Annotated in this window: 24 protein-coding genes; 12 read left to right on the top strand and 12 right to left on the bottom strand. The window is 64.0% G+C overall.

The features are described 5' to 3' along the window. Positions 1-344: 344 nt before the first annotated feature. From K3152_RS13290 to K3152_RS13265, 4 genes are all read left to right on the top strand, one after another. The gene (locus tag K3152_RS13290) at positions 345-1,319 is read left to right on the top strand and encodes an aspartyl protease family protein (RefSeq protein WP_247713436.1); all 975 of its coding nucleotides are present in this window, start codon (positions 345-347) and stop codon (positions 1,317-1,319) included. Positions 1,320-1,357: 38 nt separating this feature from the next. Then, entirely contained in the window at positions 1,358-3,178 is a 1,821-nt protein-coding gene (locus K3152_RS13285; protein WP_221574610.1) for an ABCB family ABC transporter ATP-binding protein/permease, read from the top strand. A gap of 132 nt (positions 3,179-3,310) precedes the next feature. Further along, a complete protein-coding gene (locus K3152_RS14325; RefSeq protein ID WP_282098378.1) occupies positions 3,311-5,491 on the top strand; it encodes a tail fiber protein in 2,181 nt (726 codons plus the stop codon). A 116-nt stretch (positions 5,492-5,607) separates the two neighbouring features. Further along, positions 5,608-7,101, top strand: a complete 1,494-nt coding sequence (locus K3152_RS13265; RefSeq protein ID WP_221574609.1) for a SulP family inorganic anion transporter — start codon at positions 5,608-5,610, stop codon at positions 7,099-7,101. 551 nt (positions 7,102-7,652) lie between these two features. Here the strand turns inward: K3152_RS13265 and K3152_RS13260 are convergent. From K3152_RS13260 to K3152_RS13245, 4 genes are all read right to left on the bottom strand, one after another. Further along, positions 7,653-8,045, bottom strand: coding sequence for an ACT domain-containing protein (locus tag K3152_RS13260; protein WP_345719813.1), 393 nt, complete (start codon positions 8,043-8,045; stop codon positions 7,653-7,655). A gap of 11 nt (positions 8,046-8,056) precedes the next feature. Further along, a complete protein-coding gene (gene hslU, locus K3152_RS13255; RefSeq protein ID WP_221574607.1) occupies positions 8,057-9,355 on the bottom strand; it encodes an ATP-dependent protease ATPase subunit HslU in 1,299 nt (432 codons plus the stop codon). Positions 9,356-9,450: 95 nt separating this feature from the next. Next, positions 9,451-10,011 (bottom strand): ATP-dependent protease subunit HslV, encoded by a 561-nt coding sequence (hslV, locus tag K3152_RS13250; protein ID WP_282098377.1) that lies wholly within the window; start codon positions 10,009-10,011, stop codon positions 9,451-9,453. A 61-nt stretch (positions 10,012-10,072) separates the two neighbouring features. Beyond that, positions 10,073-10,543: an outer membrane protein assembly factor BamE gene (locus tag K3152_RS13245; RefSeq protein WP_221574606.1), complete on the bottom strand. Its 471-nt coding sequence runs from the start codon at positions 10,541-10,543 to the stop codon at positions 10,073-10,075. A 175-nt stretch (positions 10,544-10,718) separates the two neighbouring features. On the opposite strand from K3152_RS13245, the gene K3152_RS13240 reads away from it, so the two are divergent. Further along, positions 10,719-11,237 (top strand): ubiquinol-cytochrome C chaperone family protein, encoded by a 519-nt coding sequence (locus K3152_RS13240; RefSeq protein WP_221574605.1) that lies wholly within the window; start codon positions 10,719-10,721, stop codon positions 11,235-11,237. After that, positions 11,234-11,767: a YceD family protein gene (locus K3152_RS13235; RefSeq protein WP_221574604.1), complete on the top strand. Its 534-nt coding sequence runs from the start codon at positions 11,234-11,236 to the stop codon at positions 11,765-11,767. Before K3152_RS13240 ends, K3152_RS13235 begins: the two co-directional genes overlap by 4 nt. Here K3152_RS13235 and K3152_RS13230 read toward each other — a convergent pair. The 6 genes from K3152_RS13230 to K3152_RS13205 form a co-directional block, all read right to left on the bottom strand. Next, positions 11,764-12,369, bottom strand: coding sequence for a TPM domain-containing protein (locus tag K3152_RS13230; RefSeq protein ID WP_221574603.1), 606 nt, complete (start codon positions 12,367-12,369; stop codon positions 11,764-11,766). The genes K3152_RS13235 and K3152_RS13230 overlap by 4 nt on opposite strands. A 15-nt stretch (positions 12,370-12,384) precedes the next feature. Continuing rightward, positions 12,385-12,924, bottom strand: a complete 540-nt coding sequence (gene ssb / locus K3152_RS13225) for a single-stranded DNA-binding protein (protein WP_221574602.1) — start codon at positions 12,922-12,924, stop codon at positions 12,385-12,387. 93 nt (positions 12,925-13,017) lie between these two features. Continuing rightward, positions 13,018-14,865 carry a ferrous iron transporter B gene (feoB, locus tag K3152_RS13220; protein ID WP_221574601.1) on the bottom strand — a complete coding sequence of 616 codons (1,848 nt, stop codon included), beginning with the start codon at positions 14,863-14,865 and terminating at the stop codon, positions 13,018-13,020. Next, positions 14,862-15,101, bottom strand: a complete 240-nt coding sequence (locus K3152_RS13215) for a FeoA family protein (RefSeq protein WP_221574600.1) — start codon at positions 15,099-15,101, stop codon at positions 14,862-14,864. Before K3152_RS13215 ends, feoB begins: the two co-directional genes overlap by 4 nt. A gap of 58 nt (positions 15,102-15,159) precedes the next feature. Next, a complete protein-coding gene (locus K3152_RS13210) occupies positions 15,160-15,831 on the bottom strand; it encodes a COQ9 family protein (protein ID WP_221574599.1) in 672 nt (223 codons plus the stop codon). Further along, positions 15,831-16,427 (bottom strand): ankyrin repeat domain-containing protein, encoded by a 597-nt coding sequence (locus K3152_RS13205; protein ID WP_247713435.1) that lies wholly within the window; start codon positions 16,425-16,427, stop codon positions 15,831-15,833. The genes K3152_RS13210 and K3152_RS13205 overlap by 1 nt, the downstream gene beginning before the upstream one ends. Before the next feature lie 86 nt (positions 16,428-16,513). Between K3152_RS13205 and K3152_RS13200 the strand changes: the two genes are divergently transcribed. From K3152_RS13200 to K3152_RS13175, 6 genes are read left to right on the top strand one after another with little or no spacing between them, the layout of a single operon-like run. Beyond that, positions 16,514-17,122 (top strand): SCO family protein, encoded by a 609-nt coding sequence (locus K3152_RS13200; RefSeq protein ID WP_247713434.1) that lies wholly within the window; start codon positions 16,514-16,516, stop codon positions 17,120-17,122. After that, the gene (locus tag K3152_RS13195) at positions 17,110-17,571 is read left to right on the top strand and encodes a YcgN family cysteine cluster protein (RefSeq protein WP_221574597.1); all 462 of its coding nucleotides are present in this window, start codon (positions 17,110-17,112) and stop codon (positions 17,569-17,571) included. Before K3152_RS13200 ends, K3152_RS13195 begins: the two co-directional genes overlap by 13 nt. Beyond that, on the top strand, positions 17,568-18,290 hold the full coding sequence (locus K3152_RS13190) for a M48 family metallopeptidase (protein ID WP_221574596.1): 723 nt from the start codon (positions 17,568-17,570) through the stop codon (positions 18,288-18,290). The genes K3152_RS13195 and K3152_RS13190 overlap by 4 nt, the downstream gene beginning before the upstream one ends. A gap of 44 nt (positions 18,291-18,334) precedes the next feature. Beyond that, positions 18,335-18,796, top strand: coding sequence for a hypothetical protein (locus K3152_RS13185; RefSeq protein ID WP_221574595.1), 462 nt, complete (start codon positions 18,335-18,337; stop codon positions 18,794-18,796). Between the two features lie 10 nt (positions 18,797-18,806). Continuing rightward, entirely contained in the window at positions 18,807-19,760 is a 954-nt protein-coding gene (ribD, locus tag K3152_RS13180) for a bifunctional diaminohydroxyphosphoribosylaminopyrimidine deaminase/5-amino-6-(5-phosphoribosylamino)uracil reductase RibD (protein WP_221574594.1), read from the top strand. A gap of 5 nt (positions 19,761-19,765) precedes the next feature. Beyond that, positions 19,766-20,383, top strand: a complete 618-nt coding sequence (locus K3152_RS13175; RefSeq protein WP_221574593.1) for a riboflavin synthase — start codon at positions 19,766-19,768, stop codon at positions 20,381-20,383. A 78-nt stretch (positions 20,384-20,461) separates the two neighbouring features. Here K3152_RS13175 and K3152_RS13170 read toward each other — a convergent pair whose 3' ends face one another. Then, the gene (locus K3152_RS13170; RefSeq protein ID WP_221574592.1) at positions 20,462-20,761 is read right to left on the bottom strand and encodes a hypothetical protein; all 300 of its coding nucleotides are present in this window, start codon (positions 20,759-20,761) and stop codon (positions 20,462-20,464) included. Between the two features lie 253 nt (positions 20,762-21,014). Further along, positions 21,015-21,560 carry a GNAT family N-acetyltransferase gene (locus tag K3152_RS13165; RefSeq protein WP_221574591.1) on the bottom strand — a complete coding sequence of 182 codons (546 nt, stop codon included), beginning with the start codon at positions 21,558-21,560 and terminating at the stop codon, positions 21,015-21,017. Positions 21,561-21,562: the final 2 nt, after the last annotated feature.

Here is a 21,562-nt window from a genome sequence, read left to right as displayed (position 1 = left end):
GCCGCCCCGATTCCGTCAATGCCTTTTTGTAGGATTATTTCACATTCACGAAATCTGACGGATTTCCGCGGGGTTGGCGGCCCGCACCCTCAGCCTCATAGATGGGGTCGCGGGGGCAAATTTCAAGTTTGGCGGGCCCTGGCGGTTGGAATCACCGGTTGGGGAGCCGATTCAGCCACTGGAATCACCTCATTCCTTCGGGTCGCCCTCCCCGATTCACCAGACACCTGCTGCACGCTTGCAAGGCACAGCGTCGAACCGACTCCGGAATCGGGTTCTTCCATGCTATATACATATGGGGCGTGTGAGAGGCTGGCTGGGCGGCCAGCATATGGAGAGCGAAAATGGGCGCGAAATTCCTTGCAGCAACGGCAGCAACGATCCTGGGCTGCAGCATGGCCATGGCCCAAACGGACGGTGCCGAACAGCAAGCTGGCGAGGTGGCCGGCGGCGACGAGGAAATCATCGATGTCGCCTTCGACAAGGACCGGTACGAGCGGATGACCGTGCCGGTCACGATCGCCGGCGAAGGCCCCTATCGCTTCTTCATCGATACCGGTGCGCAGGCGACCGTTGTCACTCCCCGCATCACCAGCGATCTCGCGCTTGAACCATCGGGCAAGGCCACGCTGGTCGCAATGGGGTCGACCAGGGTGGTGGACACGATTGCCATCGACCAGCTGGAATTTGCCGACCGCACGCTGAGCGGGCTGACGTCCCCCCTCCTCGATCGGCATAATATCGGGGCGGATGGCATATTGGGCCTCGACACATTGCAGGACATGCGCGTGCTTATCGATTTCGCCGAAGGCCGCATGTCGGTTGCCGATGCCGAACAGTTCCGCGGCAACTCGGGCTACGAGATCGTCGTGCGCGCGCGGGCGAAGCTGGGGCAGATGATTATCACCAATGCCCGGCTCGATGGAGTGAAGACGGCAGTCATCATCGATACCGGGGCACAGAACTCGCTCGGTAACATGGCGCTGCTGAAGAAGCTGCGCATGCGCGGGGACATGACCTTCAGCTCCACCGACGTGCATGGCTACACGATCGAAGGCGACCTGACCTTTGCCAAGCGGCTCGAGATCGGCCCCATGCAATTGTCGCAGGTCCCCATTGGCTTTGCCGACAGCCCCGCCCTCGAAGCGCTCGGCTATACCGACCAGCCCGCGCTGATCCTCGGCATGGGCAATTTGCGCATGTTCGACCGCGTGGCGATAGATTTCGCCAGCCGCCGCGTGTTGTTCGACCTGCCCGCCGACGTGATGCGGCGCGGCCCGGTCAATTTCACCGACCACATGACGCGCGGTCGCTCCTGACCTTGTCCTCGGGCGGCGGCTGCCCCAGATAGCGGGCCATGCCGCCCGAGACCGCACAGAGCCAGACCGCCCAGGACCTCGAAGGCTGGGCTACCATCAAGCGGTTCCTGCCCTACTTGTGGCCGCGCGATAACCCGCTCCTGAAACGCCGCATCATCGGATCGATGGCATTCGTGCTGGCGGCCAAGGCGACCATCCTCGCCCTGCCCTTCGCCTATAAGGAAGCGGTGGATTCGATGACCACGCCCGCCAACGAGGGCGTGATGGTCGCGCTGGCGCTGGTGATTGCCTACGCCGCGGGCCGCTTTGCCAGCGTCATCTTCAACAACCTTCGCAACATCACCTTCGAGCGGGTCGGGCAGGATGCGACACGCCAGCTGGCCGAGGACACATTCTCGCGGCTGCACCAGCTCTCGCTGCGCTTCCACCTGTCGCGCCGCACGGGCGAGATCACCAAGACCATCGAGCGCGGGACCAAGAGCATCGACGTCATGCTCTATTTCCTGCTGTTCAATATCGCCCCCACGGCCATCGAGCTGATTGCAGTCGGCGTCATCTTCTACTTCAATTTCGGGTGGGAGCTGGTGGCGGCCACCGCGTTCACTGTCGCTGCCTATATAATAGTGACGCGCAAGATTACCGAATGGCGCAACGAGTTGCGGCGCAAGATGAACGAGCTCGACGGGCAGGCCTTGTCACGCTCGGTCGACAGCCTGCTTAATTACGAGACGGTCAAGTATTTCGGTGCCGAGACGCGCGAACGCGAACGCTATGGCGAGGCGGCGCGGGCATGGGCGGAAGCGGCCATCAAGTCTGAAAACTCGCTCGGCATCCTCAATATCGCGCAGGCCGCGATCATGAACCTGCTGATGGGCGGCGCGATGGCCTTCACCGTCTGGGGCTGGAGCCGCGGCCAGTTCACCACCGGCGACCTTGTGCTGGTGAACACCTACCTCACCCAGCTCTTCCGCCCGCTCGACATGCTGGGCATGGTCTATCGCACCGTGCGCCAGGGCCTCATCGACATGGCGGAGATGTTTCGCCTCATCGACACCGAGGCGGAGGTAAAGGACGTGCCCGGCGCACCTGCGCTGGTCGTGCGCCGTCCTTCCATCACCTTCGACCACGTCCATTTCGGCTACGAGCCCGAGCGCACCATCCTCCACGGCCTCACCTTCGAGGTTCCGGCGGGGAGCAATATCGCCATCGTCGGCCCCTCGGGCGCGGGCAAGAGCACCATCGCCCGGTTGCTGTTCCGTTTCTACGACCCGCAGCGCGGCCGCATCCTGGTCGACGGGCAGGATATCGCCAAGGTGCGGCAGGAGAGCTTGCGCGCCCATATCGGCATCGTCCCGCAGGACAGCGTGCTGTTCAACGACACCATCGGCTACAACATTGCCTATGGCCGCGAGGGAGCGGGGCAGGAAGAGATTACGGCAGCCGCACAGGCCGCAGCCATCCTCCCATTCATTGAGCGTTTGCCACAAGGTTTCGACACCGAAGTGGGCGAGCGCGGGCTGAAGCTGTCGGGCGGCGAGAAGCAGCGTGTGGCCATTGCGCGAACGCTGGTGAAGGACCCGCCCATCCTGCTGCTCGACGAGGCAACCAGCGCCCTGGACAGCCGGACCGAACAAGACATCCTGCGCACCCTTAAAAAGGTCAGTGCCCATCGCACGACGCTGGCGATTGCACACCGCCTGTCGACCATCGCCGATGCCGACCGCATCCTCGTCCTCGACCATGGCAAGCTCGCCGAAATCGGCACGCATGGCGAATTGCTGCGACACGACGGCCTCTATGCCGAGATGTGGGCGCGCCAGCAGGCCGAAAAAGAGAACGATGGCGTGCTGGAATCCTGATTCGGCACATCCCAGCGGATTGTAAAGCCTTATCAAATTTGGATGTTTCCCCCCTAGGGTTTATCCTGTGCGAGCAAAGGGCGCTGCCGTCCGAGTCGGCCTGCCCTCACACGTTCCCTGGGGAGGGCGACAATGAAGGACCTTCAGTTTACCAGCCAGCACCTGGTCTATGGCGACAAGGAGATGCCGCTGCGGGCCGCAGAGGAACCGATCCTGGTCGATAACCGGCAGGCCTCGCAGGACATCAACTTCTTACTCATACAATACGGACTCTACCCGAGCCGCGACCAAGTGATCGGTGGCGAAATCAGTATGGGGTACATAGTCCAGTTCGCCGGCAATTTCGCGCCGCGTAGCACGTTGTTCACCTCCGGCCAGCTCCTGTCCATCGCGTCGAACACCGCTCTCTTTTCCATCATGGGAACATTGTACGGAGGTGACGGGAGCACCACTTTCGCCTTGCCCGACCTGCGCGATGACCTTGCGATCGGTGCAGGCTGGGGTCCCGGCCTCGACTCCATCGGCCTGGGGCAGAGTTACGGCGCGGACACGAGGCCGCTGAGCGAAATCAACCTGCCGACCTCGTTCGGAGGCAACGGCCAGGCCCTCAACAACTACGAGACGAGCCTTGGTCTCAACTACGTCATCCATACGGGCGGCTACGGGATGGACTCGGGCAGTGCGAACCTCACCGGATCGGTTCACCTGTGGGCGGGCAACTTCGACCCCAATGGCGCGATGATCTGCGACGGCCGCCTTCTCCCCATTTCCGGATACCCGCTGCTCTATTCGATTATCGGGACGACTTATGGCGGCGATGGCGTGACCAGTTTCGCCATCCCGGACCTTCGCGGGCGGACCATTATCGGTTCCGATTCGGGGTTGCCGGTCGGCAGCGTGGTCGGCTCGGACGGGTTGGTCTTCGATGCCGACGGGATGCCGATCGAAGTTGGCGGCGACGGTGCGGCGATCGACAATATGCAGCCGGGCCTCGTCATGCAGGTGCTGGTCGCGATGCAAGGCGTCTTCCCGTCGCGCAACCAGGAAACTCCAAAGGATCTGGAGCCGGACGACTTCGTCTTATCCGACACGGCAACGCTCGGACAGATCATCTTCTTTGCCGGCGCGGGCGTTCCCACCGGCTTCGCACCTGCGCAGGGGCAACTGGTCAGCATCGCCAGCAATACCGCGCTCTTCTCGCTGCTCGGGACGATGTATGGGGGTGATGGGCGGACGACATTCGCGCTCCCCGACCTCGGCGGTCGCGCGGCCATGCATGCCGGGGGTACTCCCGGAAGCACACAAGGGGATAACGACCTCTACCTTTCCTATGACGACGTGCCCGGTCGCACGCAGGATGGCGACGAGGGGCAAGACACCATCATCGGCAGCGACCGCGCCGATACCTTCAACGGCCTCGGCGGGTACGACACGCTCATCGGCAACGGGGGCAACGACTTCCTCTACGGCGGAGATCAGGACGATACGCTGGAAGGCGGTGCAGGCTTCGACTACCTTCTCGGCGGCAGCGGACGCGACACGATGGTCGGCGGGCCGGGCAACGACACCTACGACTATGTCGGCGGCAACGACACGATTGTCGAACTGGCAGGCGGCGGCAATGATACGGTTCGCACATTGCGCCCCGATTTCACGCTCGGAGACAATCTCGAAAACCTAATCCTCCTGCGGGCAGCCGGAGCGGTGGGCGAAGGCAACGCGCTCGCCAATGACATCATCGGCAATATCGGCGACGATGTGCTGCGCGGGTTCGACGGGGACGACCGCCTCGTCGGCCGGGCCGGCGAAGACCAGCTCGCCGGCGGCAATGGCAATGACAACCTCTTCGGCGGTGCCAATGACGACGTTCTCTACGGCGGCGCGGGCGACGACAGGCTTTACGGCGAGGCGCAGAACGACGTGCTTTACGGCGGCGGCGGGGCGGACAGGCTGGTGGGCGGTGCGGGCCGCGACATCGCCTATGGCGGCGGCGGGGCGGATGAATTCGTCTTTGCCGACGGCGACCTTGCCGGACGCGCCTACACCAATTCCGATGTCATCGCCGATTTCAACCAGGCGGCAAGCGACTTCATCAACCTCAAGGGCATCGACGCCATTGCCGGCGGTGGACACGACAGCTTCACCTGGATCGGCGATGCGGTCTTTTCCGGCACTGCCGGAGAGCTGCGCTACGACATCCGTCCCGGCGGCTTCACCATGGTGCTCGGGGATACCGATGGTGACGGCAATGCCGATGTCGTCATCCGCCTCGAAGGCCAGATCGACCTGACCGTGGCCGACTTCATCATCTAGGCCCACCCCGCCCCGGGGTTGTGCTGCAGCGCACAATAGTCCAAAGGGCGTCCGCAATCCGGGCGCCCTTTGATTTTGCGGGGTACCCTCACCTGACAGCTGACGGAAACTCCACCATGCCCAACCTCGGCGCGATCAAACGCGACTGGTTCTCCAACATCCGCGCAGACATGCTGGCCGGCCTCGTGGTCGCGCTCGCGCTGATCCCGGAGGCGATCGGCTTCTCGATCATCGCCGGCGTCGACCCGCGCGTAGGCCTCTATGCCTCGGTCGCGATTGCCATGGTGATTGCCTTTACCGGCGGACGTCCGGGGATGATCAGCGCCGCAACGGCTGCCGTCGCCGTGGTTGTGGTGCCGCTGGTGCGCGATCACGGGGTGGAATACCTCTTCGCCGCGACAATCCTGATGGGCATCTTCCAGGGTATTGCCGCCCTGCTCCGGCTCGACCTGCTGATGCAGTTCGTCAGCCGCTCGGTCATCACCGGCTTCGTCAACGCGCTCGCGATCCTCATCTTCATGGCGCAGCTGCCGCAGCTGACCAATGTCGGGTGGGAAACCTACGCCATGGTCGCCGCCGCGCTGGCGATCATCTACCTCTTCCCCAAGCTGACCACCGCCATTCCCAGCCCGCTGGTAGCGATCATCGTGCTCACCGCGCTCTCGATCTACATCAATGCGCCGGTCAACACCGTGGCGGACATGGGCGAGCTGCCCGAGGGCCTGCCCTATTTCATGCTGCCCGACGTGCCGCTGACGTGGGAGACGCTTGCCATCATCGCCCCTTATTCGGCGACCATGGCGGCAGTCGGCCTGCTCGAATCGCTGCTGACCGCGCAGATCGTCGACGACATGACGCACACCGGCTCGAACAAGCGCCGTGAGAGCGCAGGCCAGGGCGTCGCCAACATCGTCGCGGCGTTCTTCGGCGGCATGGGCGGCTGCGCGATGATCGGCCAGTCGGTCATCAACGTGACGAGCGGCGGACGTGGAAGGCTCTCGACCTTCACGGCGGGCCTGTCGCTGCTTATCCTTCTCGCAGTCCTCGGCGACTTGGTCGGCCAGGTGCCGATGCCGGCGCTGGTGGCGATCATGATCATGGTCTCGATCGGGACCTTCTCGTGGAACTCGATCCCCAACATTGGCAAGCACCCATGGCAGTCCTCGGTCGTGATGCTGACCACCGTCGTGGTCGTGGTCGCGACGCATAACCTAGCGCTCGGCGTGCTGGCGGGCGTGGTCCTGTCGGGCGTGTTCTTCACCCACAAGGTAATGACCATGTTCGAGGTCGTGCGCGAGCGCGAGGGCGACACCGCCACCTACCGCGCCAAGGGCCAGATCTTCTACGCCAGCGTCGAGCGTTTCGAGGCAGCACTCGGCCCCGAAAGCACGCAGAGCGATCCGGCAGACCACGTCATCATCGACGTGAGCAAGGCCCACTTTTGGGACATCTCGGCCATCGGCGCGCTCGACAAGGTGGTCGAACGTATGCGCCGCAACGGCCGCAGCGTGCAGGTGAAAGGGTTGAACCGGGCAAGCAGTGACTTGGTCGACAAGTTCGCGCTGACCGACAAGACGGGCGTGGAGATCGGGCTGGCGCCACATCCGTAACCGGTCAGGCGACCTTTGGGTGGTTAGCGGACGCTACCATTTTTGTTGGTACTGAATCGCTCCGCGCACAGTTCGGATTTTTCCTGCGTCAGCTCTGAGATTTGCACGAAAACAAATTCATCCTTGTGGTTGGGTGGGAAAGCATCTGGTGACGCTCGGTTGAAATAGCCTTCGCCAGAAACCCTGAAACAAACCGTTTCATCGGGGTGGTGTATGCGAGCGTAGTTCACCGGTTCTGAATAGCGATCCTGCCAGAACGCCTCTCGCAATCGAAAACGAAAACGAAATGCTCCGGGCTCGAATTGGCTATCCGGCAAAAAATTTGGATATTCCCAATGAGCGTCCAAGTATCCGCTACGCCAAACGACTTGAGGTGCGACTTCACCTTGTCGCACACTTGCGCAGGAGGAGAGTAGAAGTGCGCAAAGCATTGATAGGCGTAAAGGGATTTTCATCCTAGGGACGCTCGCATCAATTATGGATGACCGCAACCGGGTCGTTAGCAGCCATGTGATGATGTCCGATTTCGGGTGTCGACTGAACGTCGCAACTCAGGTCGCGGAAGCTGAAAGCTCTTGCAACACATCAGACGCCTCCTCAGCGTGCACCGCTGGTACAAACGCATGGTCGTGGTGAAAGGCCGCAACCATGTTGCAGGCAATCCCCGCATCCGCGAGCGCGCCTGACACGGCTGCCGTCAGCCCCACGCCCTCAAGGTCCGAATGCACCATCAGTGTGATGCGCGCGAAGTCCGGCCCTTCGATGCCGAGTTCGTCGGCCAACTCGGACGGCACGATGGCCGTCACGCCCTCGTCCTCGCGGAAAGTGCCGATGGCTCCGCCCAAGAGCTGCGGGGCCTTGTCGGGGCTGACGAGGACGAAGCGCCAGCGAGTGCGATCGAGCCGGGGCTCCATGGCGGCGATCATCGCCTCCCGGTCGCGCACCGGCCCGGCCATTACAGGATATACTTGCTGAGGTCGGTATCGCCCGAAAGGTCGTCGAGCCGCTCGCGCACATAGGCGGCGTCGACCGTGATGGTCTCGCCCTTGTGTTCTTCCGCCTCGAAGCTGATATCCTCGAGCAGGCGCTCCATCACCGTCTGCAGGCGGCGGGCGCCGATGTTCTCGACGCTCTCGTTCACGCGCGCGGCGATCTTCGCCACTTCGGTGATCGCATCATCGGTGATGTCGAGCGTGACTTCCTCGGTCCCGATCAGCGCCTTGTACTGCTGCACGAGATTGGCGCGCGTTTCGGTGAGGATGCGCACGAAGTCCTCTTCGGTCAGTGCACGCAACTCGACGCGGATGGGCAGGCGGCCCTGAAGTTCGGGCAGCATGTCCGAGGGCTTGGAGACGTGGAACGCGCCCGACGCGATGAAGAGGACGTGGTCGGTCTTCATCGGGCCGTACTTCGTCGCCACGGTCGTGCCTTCGATCAGCGGCAGCAGGTCGCGCTGCACGCCTTCGCGGCTGACCGAGCCGCCGCGCACATCGCTCACCGCAATCTTGTCGATCTCGTCGAGGAAGACGATGCCGTTGGTCTCCGCATTCTCCAGCGCGACGCGATTGACGTCGTCCTGGTCCATACGCTTTTCGGCCTCTTCCTCCACCAGCCGGTCCCACGCATCGGGGACTTTCAGCTTGCGGCGCTTGAGGTTCGACTTGCCCATCGCCTTGCCGAGCATGTCGGAAAGGTCGATCATGCCGACATTGCCGGGCATGCCGGGAATTTCCATGTTGCTGGAGGGCTGCTCCTTCACGTCAATTTCGACCTCGGTGTCGTTCATCGCGTTCTGCACGATGCGCTCGCGGAAAGCCTCGCGCGTCGCCTCACTGGCGTTCTCGCCGACGAGTGCGTTGAGCAGGCGCTCCATCGCGGCCTGGCTGGCGGTTTCGCGCACGGCCTCGCGGCGGCGCTCCTTTTCCAGCCGAATAGCTTCTTCCGCCAAATCGCGGGCGATCTGTTCGACGTCGCGGCCGACATAGCCGACTTCCGTAAACTTGGTCGCCTCGACCTTCACGAAGGGAGCCTCGGCCAGCTTGGCGAGGCGGCGGCTGATCTCGGTCTTGCCGCAGCCGGTGGGGCCGATCATCAGGATGTTCTTGGGCGTCACCTCGTCGCGCAGATCGCGATTGAGGCGCTGGCGGCGCCAGCGGTTACGCAGCGCCACGGCAACTGCGCGCTTGGCGTCCTTCTGGCCGATGATGTGTTCGTCCAGAGCGGCGACGATCGCCTTGGGTGTCAGATTGTCCATTCTTCTCTCAAGCTTTCCGTTCGGTTCGAGCGAAGTCGAGAACCGGGGGCCTGGACGTGTCTCGACTTCGCTCGACACGAACGGCGGGGTTCGTATCAGACCTCTTCGAGGGTCACATTGCCATTGGTGAAGACACAGATGTCCGCGGCGACCTGCATCGCCTTGCGTGCGATCACTTCGGGGTCGTCTTCGTATTCGGCGATGGCCTTGGCCGCGGCGAGCGCATAATTGCCTCCCGAGCCGATGGCGGTGATGCCCGCTTCGGGTTCGAGCACGTCGCCATTGCCAGTAAGGACGAGGAGGTTTTCCTTGTCCGCGACGATCATCAGCGCTTCGAGATTGCGCAGGTACTTATCCGTGCGCCAGTCCTTGGTCAGCTCGACCGCGGCACGCAGGAGCTGGCCATTGTACTGTTCGAGCTTCTTTTCGAGCCGCTCGAACAAGGTGAAGGCATCGGCGGTGGCGCCGGCAAAGCCTGCCACGACCTTGCCGCCCTCGCCGATCCGGCGAACCTTGCGCGCATTGGGTTTCATCACCGTGTTGCCCATGGAGACCTGTCCGTCCCCGGCGACCACGATGCGGCCTGCCTTGCGTACACCGATGATGGTGGTTCCGTGCCACTGGGTCAGCCCGTGGCGATTGTCTCTATCGTCCATAGGGCGCGATATGGGGAGCGCGCCGGAGGGGTCAAGCCAAAGCGGTCAGGCTGCGAAGCTATTAACGCCCCGGGCCGCCCTGCCCGCCCATTCCGGGCTGGCCGACGGTGCCGATATTGCCGAACAGGTCTTCGAGGAAACCGCGCTCGCGGCCCAGCGTCGGCGTCTCGTCGCCATCGGGGGTCAGATAGACAACCTTGTCGAGGCCCGAACGCTCTGCCGAAGAGACATTGCCATTGGCATCGAACTGCACGGCCAGCACCTGGTGCGCCTGGATTTGCGGACGCACGAAAGGCTTACGGCCGGTGGTCGAGGACACGTAATACCAGGTCGGCTCGCCGAACTGGCTGGTGAAGGTCGGACGGCCCAGCGTCATCTCGACGCTCTTCTGGTTGTCGATGCCCGGCTGGACCGAATTCAGCAGCACGGGGTCGACGATATAGCCGCGCGATTCGCGGATGGAGGAGCAGGCACCCAGCGAAACTCCGGCCGCAAGAAGTGCGGTGGTGGCAAGGATCTTGGTGACGTTCATGCGAACTGCTTCAACTCCGTAACTTCGGCGCGCTTGGCCTTGTGCCTTACCCGCCCTATATGCGCGAGCGACGCCCTAAACCGCCGCGCGCGCTCATGCAATGCGTGTCTCGCCAAGCGGTGGGGATGACGGCTTTAATTGCCGCTGAACGAACACGAAACGAGAAGCTATCCCGATGTCCATCTTCGCCCGCCTCTTCGGCACGCAGACCGACCCCCGCGAGCAATGGCGCCCGCTGTGGCACACCATCGTCGAGCAGGCGCGCGAGCCCGACTGGTACCGCATGTGCGGCGTGGCCGACACGGTGGAAGGGCGCTTCGATATGATCACGCTGGTGCTCAGCCTCGTGATGCTGCGGATGGAGGGCGAGGAGGAGCTTGCCCCGCACACCGCGCTCGTGACCGAATTGTTCGTCGAGGACATGGAAGGCCAGCTGCGCGAGGCCGGCATCGGCGACCCCACGGTGGGCAAGAAGATCGGTAAACTGATGAGCAGCATGGGCGGCCGTCTCGGCACCTATCGCGCTGCCCTCGCCGACGAGGACCGCGCGGCGCTGGCCGAAGCTCTCAAGCGCAATGTGACCATGGCGCAAGAGGATGAGGCCCATGCGCTCGCCGAGCGGATGATGCGCCTGCACAAGCGCCTCGAGCGCACGGAAACCGAGCAGCTGCGCGCCGGGAAGATTGCGGCATGAGCGACACAAACGAACTCGTCCGGCTGGTGAAGCCGCGCGCCCTTCCTGCAGGGACGATGGAAGTCGAAACGAACGAAGCGGAGCGCGCGGCGCTGGCCAAACGCTTCGGCATCACTGCCATCCACGCGCTGACAGCCAAGGTCGACTTCAGCGAGAAGGACGATGCCGTGGTCGCCTCGGGCACCTTCAGCGCCACGCTTGAACAGCCCTGCGCTGTTACTCGTGACGATTTCACCTACGATATTTCGGAAGACTTCTCGCTCCGCTTCGTGCCTGCCGGGCGCTTGGGCGAATATGAGGAAGACGCGGAATTCGAACTGACCGAGGAAGACCTCGACGAAATCGAATATGAGGGCGAGACCTTCGACCTTGGCGAGGCCATCGCGCAGGAATTAGGCCTCGCCATCGACCCCTATCGCGAAGGCCCCGACGCCGATGCAATGCGCGAAGAGGCCGGTATCGAAAGCGACGAGGACCGCAAACCGAGCGGCCCGCTCGCGGAGGCGCTGGCGGCGCTCAAGAAGGATTAAGGCGAACCGGGTGCGTCCCGACTGGTCGCTTCGGCGATTGCTTCGACAGCCGCATCGAGCGCGGCGTAGAACTGGCTGCTCCGGAGAGGCGGTGTCATCTCCTCCCGGATGATTTGCGCGCTGCGTTCATTGGGCAGCACGCCCAATGTTCCATCGGCAACCGAAATGCGCATCTTACGGTCTGCGACGGCGATCAGCACCATCACGCCCCGGTCTTCCTCGCCGATGTCCCAATTGTTGGCGACATCGTCGGTGAAGGCACCGATTTCCCGTCCATTGGTGGTTTCGACGGTGGCGACTGCCAGAGGATGCCTCGTCGCGGCATTGTAAGCGTCGAGCCTTGCGGAGAGCGCCTTCTCCTCCTGCTCCGACAACACGTCTGCCGCATCGACGAGAGGCCCGTCGGGCGTGGCAGGCAAACCGGCCAACTGCGCTGGCGTCTCCGGAGCGAGGCCGAGGGCGGCGAAACCGCTACAGGCTTGCTCCTCCCAACCACTTTCCGGCGCGAGGCAATCGTCCCCGGCCACAAACCAAGCGGCCTTCCACCCCATGAGGAGGAAGGCCGCGGCTATCGCAACTGCGATGATAGACTTGCGCGCCATGGGGCGGCCTGCCCCTTAGAACGGAATATCGTCGTCGAGGTCGTCGTAGTTCGAGCCGCCGCCCGACTGGCCGCCGCCGGAGCCGCCTCCGCCCTGGTTCCATCCGCCACCCGACTGGCCGCCGCCGCTGCCGCCGCCATAATCGCCGCCGCGCGAGCCGCCACCGCCGTAGCCGCCGCCACCGCCGCCGCCCGAGCCACCCTGCGGGCCGTCGAGCATGGTCAGCGTGCCGTTGAAACCGCGCAGCACGACTTCGGTCGAATAGCGATCGTTACCCTGCTGGTCCTGCCACTTGCGCGTCTGCAGCTGGCCTTCGACGAAGACCTTCGATCCCTTGCGAAGGAAGCGTTCGACCACGTTGATAAGGCCTTCGGAGAATATCGACACGGTGTGCCATTCGGTCCGCTCCTGACGCTCGCCCGTATTGCGGTCCTTCCACTGTTCGGACGTCGCAATACGCAGGTTTGCGACCTTGCCGCCATTGGGGAAGCTGCGGATTTCCGGGTCTGCGCCCAGGTTTCCGATCAGCATGACTTTGTTGAGGCTACCGGCCATCGTTTTGTTCCTTCGCGAATCTGTTGGACGCTGGCCTAACGGGCCATGCGAGTCGGTTCTAGGCCCTTGCGCGGCGTTTCCACCGGACTGGAGCTAAAGCCCGAGGCTGACCGCGATCCAGTAGGTCGCGCCCGCCGCTATCCACGCCAGCGCGAAGAGGTAGACCACCATCACGATGGGCCACTTCCACCCGTTGGTCTCGCGCCGGGCGACCGCTATGGTCGAGAGGCATTGCGGGGCGAACACGAACCACGCGAGGAAGGCGAGCGCGGTGGGCAGGCTCCACAGGGCGGCAATCTTGGCGGTCACGCCCTCGGCCGCGACATCCTCGTCCTCGGCATCGACGGCATAGGTCGTGGCGAGCGCCGAGACGGCGACCTCGCGCGCGGCAATGGCGGGGACGAGCGCAAGGCTCATCTCGCGGTTGAAGCCAACCGGCTCGAGCACGGGGTGGATGGTATCGGCCACTACGCCTGCGAAACTCGCATCGAGCTGGCTCTCGCCCTCTTCCGCCTTGGGGAAGGTCAGCAGGACCCACAGAGCGATGGTCGCGACGAAGATGATGGTACCCGCGCGGCGGAGGAAGACCCAAGCGCGCTGCCACAAGCCGATGGCGAGGTCCTTGAGACGCGGCAGCTGGTAGCGCGGCAATTCCATGATGAAGCCCGAAGCTGCACCCTTGGTCACCGTGCGGCGAAGCACCAGCGCGACCACCATCGCCCCGACTATCCCTGCAACATAGAGCGCGAAGAGCACCAGCCCCTGCAATCCGACACCGGCACCCACCGTGGTTTCCGGAATGACCGCCGCGATGATGACGGCATAAACCGGCAGCCGCGCCGAGCAGGTCATCAGCGGCGCGATGAGGATGGTCGTCAGCCGGTCCTTGGGGTCCGAAATGCTGCGCGTCGCCATGATACCGGGAATGGCGCAGGCGAAGCTGGAGAGCAGCGGGATGAAGCTTTTGCCCGACAGGCCCACGCCCGCCATCAGCCGGTCCATCAGGAAGGCCGCGCGCGCCATGTAACCGCTCGCTTCCATCACGAGGATGAAGGCGAAGAGGATGATGATTTGCGGCAGGAAGACGACGACCGAGCCGACGCCTGCCAGCACGCCTTCGGTAAGAAAATCGCGCGCAAGGCCGGGCGCCATCGCCCCCGTCACGGCCTCGGAAATCACGCCCACCCCGCCTTCCAGCGCATCGGCAAATGGCGTTGCCCAGGCGAACACGGCCTGGAAAATGACGAACAACAGTCCGAACAGGATGACCGGGCCGAGCCACGGGTTGAGCAGGACCTTGTCGACCCCGTTTTCGATGGTGTGGCGGGTCGATTTCGACAGGATGGCAGCGCGCGCCATATGCTTGGCCGAGAGCCGCCGCTCGGGCAGCGTCAGGTGCCAACGCTTGTGCGCTTCCTCGTCGGAATGGGTTTCCGCCTCCGCAATTGCGGCGTTGAGTTCGTTGATGCCCCGGCGGCGCACCGCGACAGTGGGGATGACCGGTACGCCGAGCGCCTCGGACAGGGCGGCAGGGTCGAGCGTCAGCCCGTCGCGTTCGGCGAGGTCGACCATGTTGAGCGCAACCACCGTGGGCCGGCCCAGCTCGAGCACTTCCTGCGCAAAGACGAGATGCTGTTCGAGGTTCGCCGCATCGAGCACGAGCACGAGCACGTCGGGCACCGCCTCGCCTTCGAACGTACCCTTCACCACGTCGCGGGTAACGGCCTCGTCGGGGCTGGCGGCATCGAAGCTGTAGGAACCGGGCAGGTCGAGCAGTTCGACCGGCTCGCCCGTCGGCAGCGTCAGCCGTCCGGCCTTGCGCTCAACGGTGACGCCCGCGTAATTGGCAATCTTCTGGCGCGCGCCGGTGAGCGCGTTGAACAGCGCCGACTTGCCCGAATTGGGATTGCCGACCAGCGCGATAGTATGCTTGCGGCTCATGCGGCCTCCACGCTGATCGCGGCCGCATGCATGCGGCGGATGGCGATGGTCATATTGCCCATCCGCAGGGCGATCGGGTCGCGAGTGCCGAACACGCCGCGATGGAGGATGGCGACCTCCGCCCCCTCGTCCACACCGAGTGCCTTGAGGCGCTTGCCCTCGTCCTCGGCCAGCGAGGCCCAGTCGACGCCGGTAATGCGCGCCGTGCGACCGCTATCGAAACCGTCCAAAGTCATGGAGCGGCCACTGTCAGATTGGCTGGCTTATTGCAACCGATTATCAATAGCGGGGAGGTCAGCGCGCCGGATAGCGCAATCGGCCGAGGAAACGCGTGAGACTGAAGGTCTCCCGCTCGGGGTTCAGCCACTTGGCCTTCACCTTCTCGAATTGCATCACGCCATCGATGCGGCGCTCGAGGAAGGCGCGGGTTTCGGCCTTGTCCTCGCTGGTGTCGTCGACGAACACTGCCAGAGTTGCCCCGTAAATCGAGGCGAGGATGGCGCGCTTGGTGTAGTGGTTGTAATCGGTCGCCGTATCGCCCGCGAGCCGCCACATCAGGTCCGCCGTTTGCCAGCCGCGCCTGGTCGACTTTGCCACGTTCTGCGGCATGGCCATGATGGCAAGCGCGCGGCGCAGCGCCTCTTCCTGCCCTGTCACCGCGTCGAGCCGGAACTGCACCAATGCGCGGATACGCTCGCGGATTTTCATCGTCGCGACGACATCCTCGGGGAAAGCCGCGGCCATCGCCATGTCGACCGCCTCGATCCAGGCGAAAACCATGTCGAGCGCGCCGTCCTTGAACGCCAGCCGCGCGACATCGGTGTCGGCACCCATCTGCTCGGCGGCCATCACCAGCGCCTCGTCGCTCCAGCCGTCGAAGACGGCGGCATCGGCGATTGCGGGGGCCAGCGCGAGGCGCAGTTCGTCGAGGGTCAGGTCGGCGATGTCGGGTGAGGGATTGTCCATTATTGCGGGCCGTAGGTTTCGGCTTCGTCCTCGTCTGCCTTCTCGGCCTTCTCGATCGTTTCGAGCACGAGCGAGCGGCCACCCATGAGCATGGCGTAGTCACGCGCGCTGCGGCCCGAATTGTCGGTCCGGTCGGCGCTGGCACCCTTTTCGACCAGCAGTTCGATGAGCTTCAGGTCGCGGCGATGGACCGCGCTGATGAGCGGCGTTTCGCCGGTGCTGTCGGACACGTCGACTTCGGCCCCGCCCTTGATGAGGCGCTCGACCCCCTCGATGAAGCCCAGCTGTGCGGCAATCTGGATCGGATAGACACCGTTCTTGTCGGCGATGTTCGGATTGGCCCCGCGCTGGAGCAGGAACTTCACCCAGGTCAGGTCGCGCGCCTGCACCACGGCATGGAGCGCGGTTTCGCCCGAGGAAATCTCGCGCGCATTGACGATGGTCGTGCCCGGCTCGTCGAGCATCTGGGTGGCCACATCGCCATCACGGTCGCGCACCGCCTTGATGAACTTGTAGCCATCGGACTGGAACTGCGCCGCCAGCGGGCTGGCCAGCATGGCCAGCGTAGCTCCTGCAATGACCCAACCCTGTTTCATGCCCTGCCTGCGCACGCCCATTCTCCGTCTCGATTATTCGCAGTTTCCTGTGGTCACTGCCCTTGAACACGGGGCGTTAGCAGACCATGAACATGGATGTCATGCCCCGCCTTGCAATAGTTGTCATTCCCGCCCTCCTTCTCGCCTCGTGCGGCAGCGAGCCGCAAACCGTCGACCAGGGCGAAGCGCCGCTGGCAGGCGCAGCCATCGGCGGCGATTTCACCCTGACGGGCGAAAGCGGCGAAGAGGTCAGCTGGAGCGATTTCGCCGGCCAGTACCGCACGATCTACTTCGGCTATGCCTATTGCCCCGATGTCTGCCCGACCGACAACCAGCGCGCGATGGCGGGGCTGAAGAAGTTCGAGGCCGAGAACCCCGAGCTCGGCGCGAAAATCCAGCCGCTGTTCGTCAGCGTCGACCCCGAGCGCGACACGCCCGAGGTTCTCACCGAATTCACCGATGCCTTCCACCCGCGTCTCATCGGGCTGACTGGCACTAAGGAACAGCTCGATGCCGCCACCAGCACCTTTGCCGTCTTCTATGGCAAGGGCGAGGAAAGCGAGAGCGGCGGCTACCTCATGGAGCATTCGAACATCACCTATCTGTTCGGCCCCGGAGGCGAGCCGCTGGCGACGCTCCCGACAGACGAAGGGCCCGATGCCGTGGCCGCGGAACTGGCGAAATGGGTACGCTGAGGGACCGCTTCTGGGAGCGCCCGCTCGCAGAACTCAACAGCCAAGAATGGGAAGCGCTGTGCGACGGCTGCGGGCGCTGCTGCCTGCACAAGGTTGAATATGAGGACACGGGCGAGATCGAGGAGACGAATGTCGCCTGCACCCTGCTCGACTGCCAGACCGCGCGCTGCAAGGACTACAAGAACCGCAAGGCCTTCGTGCCCGATTGCCTGCGCCTGACGCTGAAGCTGGTCGACCGCGTGCCCTGGCTGCCCGACACCTGCGCCTACCGCCGCCGCGCCGAAGACCGCCCGCTGCCACGCTGGCATTACCTTATCTCCGGCGACCGCGAGGCGGTAATCGCCGCGGGCGTATCGGTGGCAGGCCGCGTCATCAGCGAGGACGAGGCCGGTCCGCTCGAACACCACATTGTCGAGTGGGGCGACGGCGAAGATGACGACGCGGCATGATCGAGTGGTTGCGCGACCAGAAGCTGCCGCCCGAAATCGAGATTGCCGGGCGCAGGCTGCCCATCGAACTGCGCCGCCACCCGACCGCCAAGCGGCTGACCCTGCGGCTTGCGCCCGACGGCAGCGCGGTTCGCATCACCCTGCCCCGCTGGTGCGCGTCGAAAGAGGCGGTGGCCTTCGCCCATGCGAGGGCGGAGTGGCTTAATGAACAGCTCGCCAAGGTACCCGAAACCCGCGACCCGGTGGCCGAGCGCAGGCTCGACTATCGCGGCCAGTCGCTCGCGATTGCCTGGAGCGCGGATGCGCCGCGCAAGCCCCGGCTCGATGGCGACACGCTGCACATCGGCGGGCCGGAAGAGACGCTGGCGAAACGCCTCACCCGCTGGCTCGACGCACAGGCGCTTGCGCTCTTCGCGGAGGATGCGGGTTTCTACTGCCAGCGCGCCGGGCTTTCCGTGGCCCCGGTGAAACTCACCCGCGCGCACCGTCGCTGGGGGAGCTGTTCGAGCGAGGGCGTGCTGCGGCTGAACTGGCGGCTGGTGCAGGCCCCCGACCATGTCCGTCGCTCGGTCGTCGCGCACGAGGTCGCGCATCTCGTCCATTTCGACCACTCGCCCGCCTTCCACGCGCTGCTGGGTGCCATCTTCGAAGGCGATATCGACGAGGCCAATGGCTGGCTCTCGCAGCATGGCCGCACCCTCTACGCAGCATTCGGCTGAGCTTGCATCTGGCGTTCAGGCGCGTCTGCTACTATTAAGCCATCATGCCTTTTTACAGCAGGTTCAACGCCGCCGGCGGTCTCGCCGATTTCTGGAACGAGTGGAGGAAGCCCACTCCCCATCGCTGGCCGATCCTGTTTGCGGCCATGTGCATGACCGGCACGCTGATGTTCTGGCTGACCAAGGAGCGGTATTATTATCCGCCCGAACAGCCCAAGGTGACCTATATCACCACCTATGCCGAGGGGCGCACCGACGAGGAAATCATCGCCTCCAACATCGCCAACCAGCGCCTGAAGGACGAGCGCGAGGCCGAGGCGAAAGCACGGCTCGAACGCCGCCGCGAACTCTACAAGCAGGTAGGCCGCGCCACGGGTCTCGATGTCGACCAGATGGAGGCGGAAATCCGCGCGCAGGAGGCCGAGGAAGCCGCTGCCGAGGATGCGCGTTTCGCACCCCGCACCCGCACTTCCGAAACAAGCGAAAGCACCGACGATAGCGAGTGACGCCGCCTTCATGGATGCGGCAGCCCGCCTCGCCTCGCGCGGGCGGCCATGCTCGCGTCCCAATCCGGCGGTGGGCTGCATCATCGTGAAAGGGGGCCGCGTCGTCGGGCGCGGCTGGACGGCGACAACCGGCAGGCCGCATGCCGAAGCGATTGCCCTGGAGCAGGCTGGCGACGAGGCGCGCGGAGCCACCGCCTATGTCACGCTCGAACCCTGTGCCCACCAGTCCGAACGCGGTCCGGCCTGTTCGACCCTGCTGGTCGAGGCGGGCGTTGCCAAGGTTGTCATCGGCGCGCAGGACCCCGACCCGCGCACTGCCGGAAGCGGCGTCGAGCGATTGCGCGAGGCGGGTATCGAGGTCGCACACCTCCCCACACCTGCGGTAGACCAGAGCCTTGCCGGCTATCTCACCCGCGCCGCGCTGGGTCGTCCGCATGTGACGCTCAAGCTCGCGCTGTCGCTGGACGGCTGCATCGCGATGGCCGACGGGGAGAGCCAGTGGATTACCGACGAGGAAGCGCGCGCGCATGTCCATTCGCGCCGCGCGATGAGCGATGCCATCCTCGTGGGCGGCGCGACATGGCGTTATGACAAGCCGCGCCTCGACGTGCGGCTGGAGGGGCTGGAAGACCGCAGCCCGGCCCGCGTCCTCCTCACCCGCGGCATTGCGCCCGACGGGGTAAAGGTCATCAACGCACCCCAACAAATCGCGCAGCTTGACGGCGTGCAATATCTCTATGTCGAAGGCGGCGCGGGCGCGGCGGCGAGTTTCTTGGCCGCCGACCTCGTCGACCGGCTCGAAATCTACCGCGCGCCCATCGTCATCGGCAAGGGCATGCCCGCGCTGGGCGACATCGGCCTTGCCAGCCTCGCCGAGGCGCATGGCCGCTGGGCGCTTGCCGAAACGCGCCAGCTTGGCAGCGACACCTTCTCCGCCTATCGCCGCACCCGACAGGAGGCTTGAGAAAAATGTTCACCGGTATTGTCACCGCCATCGGCACAATCGAAAGCGTCGAGCAGCGCGGCGATACGCGCGTGGTGGTCGCCTGCCCCTTCGATCCCGACGCCATCGACATCGGCGCCTCCATCGCGTGTTCGGGCGTGTGCCTGACCGTGGTGACGCTGGGCGGCACGAAGGGCGATGCGCGCATCGGCTTCGACGTTTCGGGCGAGACCGTCAGCCGCACCGTGCCGGGCATGTGGGAGGAAGGCGCAAAGCTGAACCTCGAACCTGCGCTCCGCCTCGGCGATGAACTGGGCGGCCACCTCGTCACCGGCCATGTTGACACGGTTGGCGAGGTCGCGAGGAAGCAGGAAAAGGGCGGCAGCTGGCACCTCGCCATCCACATATCCCGCGCCTTCGCCCCCTTCGTGGCGGAAAAGGGCTCCATCACTGTGGACGGCGTCTCGCTTACCGTAAACGACGTCCGCGACCGCGAGGACGGCACCTGCGACTTCGCCCTCAACATCATCCCGCACACCGCCGAAGTGACGACGCTGGGCGCGTTGACGGAAGGCGCGAAGGTCAATCTCGAGATAGATGTGCTGGCGCGGTATCTGAAGCGGATGCAGAGTTTGGCTGGGTAAACCGCTTGTGCACTTGGATGGGCTTCAACCCGCCCAAATCAAGTGAAACAAGGCCGAGAAAAACCCGGTTAATCTATGTCACATCGGTAGGTCGGGATTGAGTTCATCTCTATCCCACCCCGCTGCCTCGTCCAGAAACATATCGCGGGTCTCATCTGTCATCAGTGGGCCGAAATGTTGAAAGTCCAAGTCGTATCGTGAGAACAAAGATATCAGTTCTCGCGCATCCTCAACTGTAGGAATTTCGACCGTGAGAATCGTGGTTTCACCAACGAGGGCTACATCCCTTACGCAGTCGATAGCCTTCGCCCATTCGAAGAATGATTTTTCGTCCAAGCGCGATTGAAAGAGTATAGGCTGCAATCTCAATTCTGGCATCGTGCTCTCACATTATCGTGTTGGAGTAAGACCTCCCTCGCCACTCGCTGCTGAAGAATGAAGCGAGATATGCTGCCACTTTAAAGCGGACATTTCCTACACTAGGGATTCTCGGCACTAATCGCGGATGGTTGTAAGTTGCTTAAACCCTGAAATCAGCGACCGAGCAAACGACACACCCTCCCGAGCATTTCTCCCCAAGGACCGTGTTCCAAGTGTTCCATCCTGTAGCGCTGCCCTGCGGCAGTCCTACTCAGGCGAGCGGTCCACTCTCGAAGGCCTCGCGGGTGATTTCGTAGACGAGGTGGACCACGCGCTTGCCCTGGTAGCGCTCCAGTTCGTAGCGGTCGGTGCGCACCGCGCCGATGGCTTCCAGCGCGTTGCGCGAGCGGTAGTTGGTGTCGCCCACGCGGAACTCCACCGTCTCCACGCCCTCGAAAGCATGGGCGAGCATGGCGCGCTTCATCTCGGGGTTGAGGCCCTTGCCCCAGCACATGGGCGCGAGGAAGGTCCAGCCGATTTCGACCACGCCGCCCTCTTCGGGGTCATACTTGTCGTAGCGCGTGTGGCCGACGATGCGATTGTCGCTCTTGTGCAGCACGGCGAGCGAGCCGCCGCTCGCCAGCCCTTCGTCGAAGAAGGCGTCGAAGACCCCGCGCCGCCAGCGGTCGTGAATGGGGTGCTGTTCCCACACGGCGGGGTCGGAGGCTATCTCGTAAAGCGCCTCGCGGTCGTCCTCGGCCAGCGGGCGCAGGGTCAGCCGCTCGGTCTCCAGCACCGGTTGCCGGTCGAGCGGCATCT

This window comes from Qipengyuania polymorpha (assembly GCF_019711435.1).
In the GTDB taxonomy this organism is placed as follows: Bacteria; Pseudomonadota; Alphaproteobacteria; order Sphingomonadales; family Sphingomonadaceae; genus Qipengyuania; species Qipengyuania polymorpha.
The sequence above is the reverse complement of the archived record's forward strand: the minus strand, read 5'-3'. Positions and strand labels throughout refer to the sequence as shown.

Excerpts from the sequence above, each read along its gene's own strand:
- K3152_RS13290 (WP_247713436.1), top strand. The coding sequence starts at position 345 with ATGGGCGCGAAATTCCTTGCAGCAACGGCAGCAACGATCCTGGGCTGC.
- K3152_RS13285 (WP_221574610.1), top strand. The coding sequence starts at position 1,358 with ATGCCGCCCGAGACCGCACAGAGCCAGACCGCCCAGGACCTCGAAGGC.
- K3152_RS14325 (WP_282098378.1), top strand. The coding sequence starts at position 3,311 with ATGAAGGACCTTCAGTTTACCAGCCAGCACCTGGTCTATGGCGACAAG.
- K3152_RS13265 (WP_221574609.1), top strand. The coding sequence starts at position 5,608 with ATGCCCAACCTCGGCGCGATCAAACGCGACTGGTTCTCCAACATCCGC.
- hslU (WP_221574607.1), bottom strand. The coding sequence starts at position 9,355 with ATGGACAATCTGACACCCAAGGCGATCGTCGCCGCTCTGGACGAACAC.
- hslV (WP_282098377.1), bottom strand. The coding sequence starts at position 10,011 with ATGGACGATAGAGACAATCGCCACGGGCTGACCCAGTGGCACGGAACC.
- K3152_RS13245 (WP_221574606.1), bottom strand. The coding sequence starts at position 10,543 with ATGAACGTCACCAAGATCCTTGCCACCACCGCACTTCTTGCGGCCGGA.
- K3152_RS13240 (WP_221574605.1), top strand. The coding sequence starts at position 10,719 with ATGTCCATCTTCGCCCGCCTCTTCGGCACGCAGACCGACCCCCGCGAG.
- K3152_RS13235 (WP_221574604.1), top strand. The coding sequence starts at position 11,234 with ATGAGCGACACAAACGAACTCGTCCGGCTGGTGAAGCCGCGCGCCCTT.
- K3152_RS13230 (WP_221574603.1), bottom strand. The coding sequence starts at position 12,369 with ATGGCGCGCAAGTCTATCATCGCAGTTGCGATAGCCGCGGCCTTCCTC.
- ssb (WP_221574602.1), bottom strand. The coding sequence starts at position 12,924 with ATGGCCGGTAGCCTCAACAAAGTCATGCTGATCGGAAACCTGGGCGCA.
- feoB (WP_221574601.1), bottom strand. The coding sequence starts at position 14,865 with ATGAGCCGCAAGCATACTATCGCGCTGGTCGGCAATCCCAATTCGGGC.
- K3152_RS13215 (WP_221574600.1), bottom strand. The coding sequence starts at position 15,101 with ATGACTTTGGACGGTTTCGATAGCGGTCGCACGGCGCGCATTACCGGC.
- K3152_RS13210 (WP_221574599.1), bottom strand. The coding sequence starts at position 15,831 with ATGGACAATCCCTCACCCGACATCGCCGACCTGACCCTCGACGAACTG.
- K3152_RS13205 (WP_247713435.1), bottom strand. The coding sequence starts at position 16,427 with ATGAAACAGGGTTGGGTCATTGCAGGAGCTACGCTGGCCATGCTGGCC.
- K3152_RS13200 (WP_247713434.1), top strand. The coding sequence starts at position 16,514 with ATGAACATGGATGTCATGCCCCGCCTTGCAATAGTTGTCATTCCCGCC.
- K3152_RS13195 (WP_221574597.1), top strand. The coding sequence starts at position 17,110 with ATGGGTACGCTGAGGGACCGCTTCTGGGAGCGCCCGCTCGCAGAACTC.
- K3152_RS13190 (WP_221574596.1), top strand. The coding sequence starts at position 17,568 with ATGATCGAGTGGTTGCGCGACCAGAAGCTGCCGCCCGAAATCGAGATT.
- K3152_RS13185 (WP_221574595.1), top strand. The coding sequence starts at position 18,335 with ATGCCTTTTTACAGCAGGTTCAACGCCGCCGGCGGTCTCGCCGATTTC.
- ribD (WP_221574594.1), top strand. The coding sequence starts at position 18,807 with ATGGATGCGGCAGCCCGCCTCGCCTCGCGCGGGCGGCCATGCTCGCGT.
- K3152_RS13175 (WP_221574593.1), top strand. The coding sequence starts at position 19,766 with ATGTTCACCGGTATTGTCACCGCCATCGGCACAATCGAAAGCGTCGAG.
- K3152_RS13170 (WP_221574592.1), bottom strand. The coding sequence starts at position 20,761 with ATGCCAGAATTGAGATTGCAGCCTATACTCTTTCAATCGCGCTTGGAC.
- K3152_RS13165 (WP_221574591.1), bottom strand. The coding sequence starts at position 21,560 with ATGCCGCTCGACCGGCAACCGGTGCTGGAGACCGAGCGGCTGACCCTG.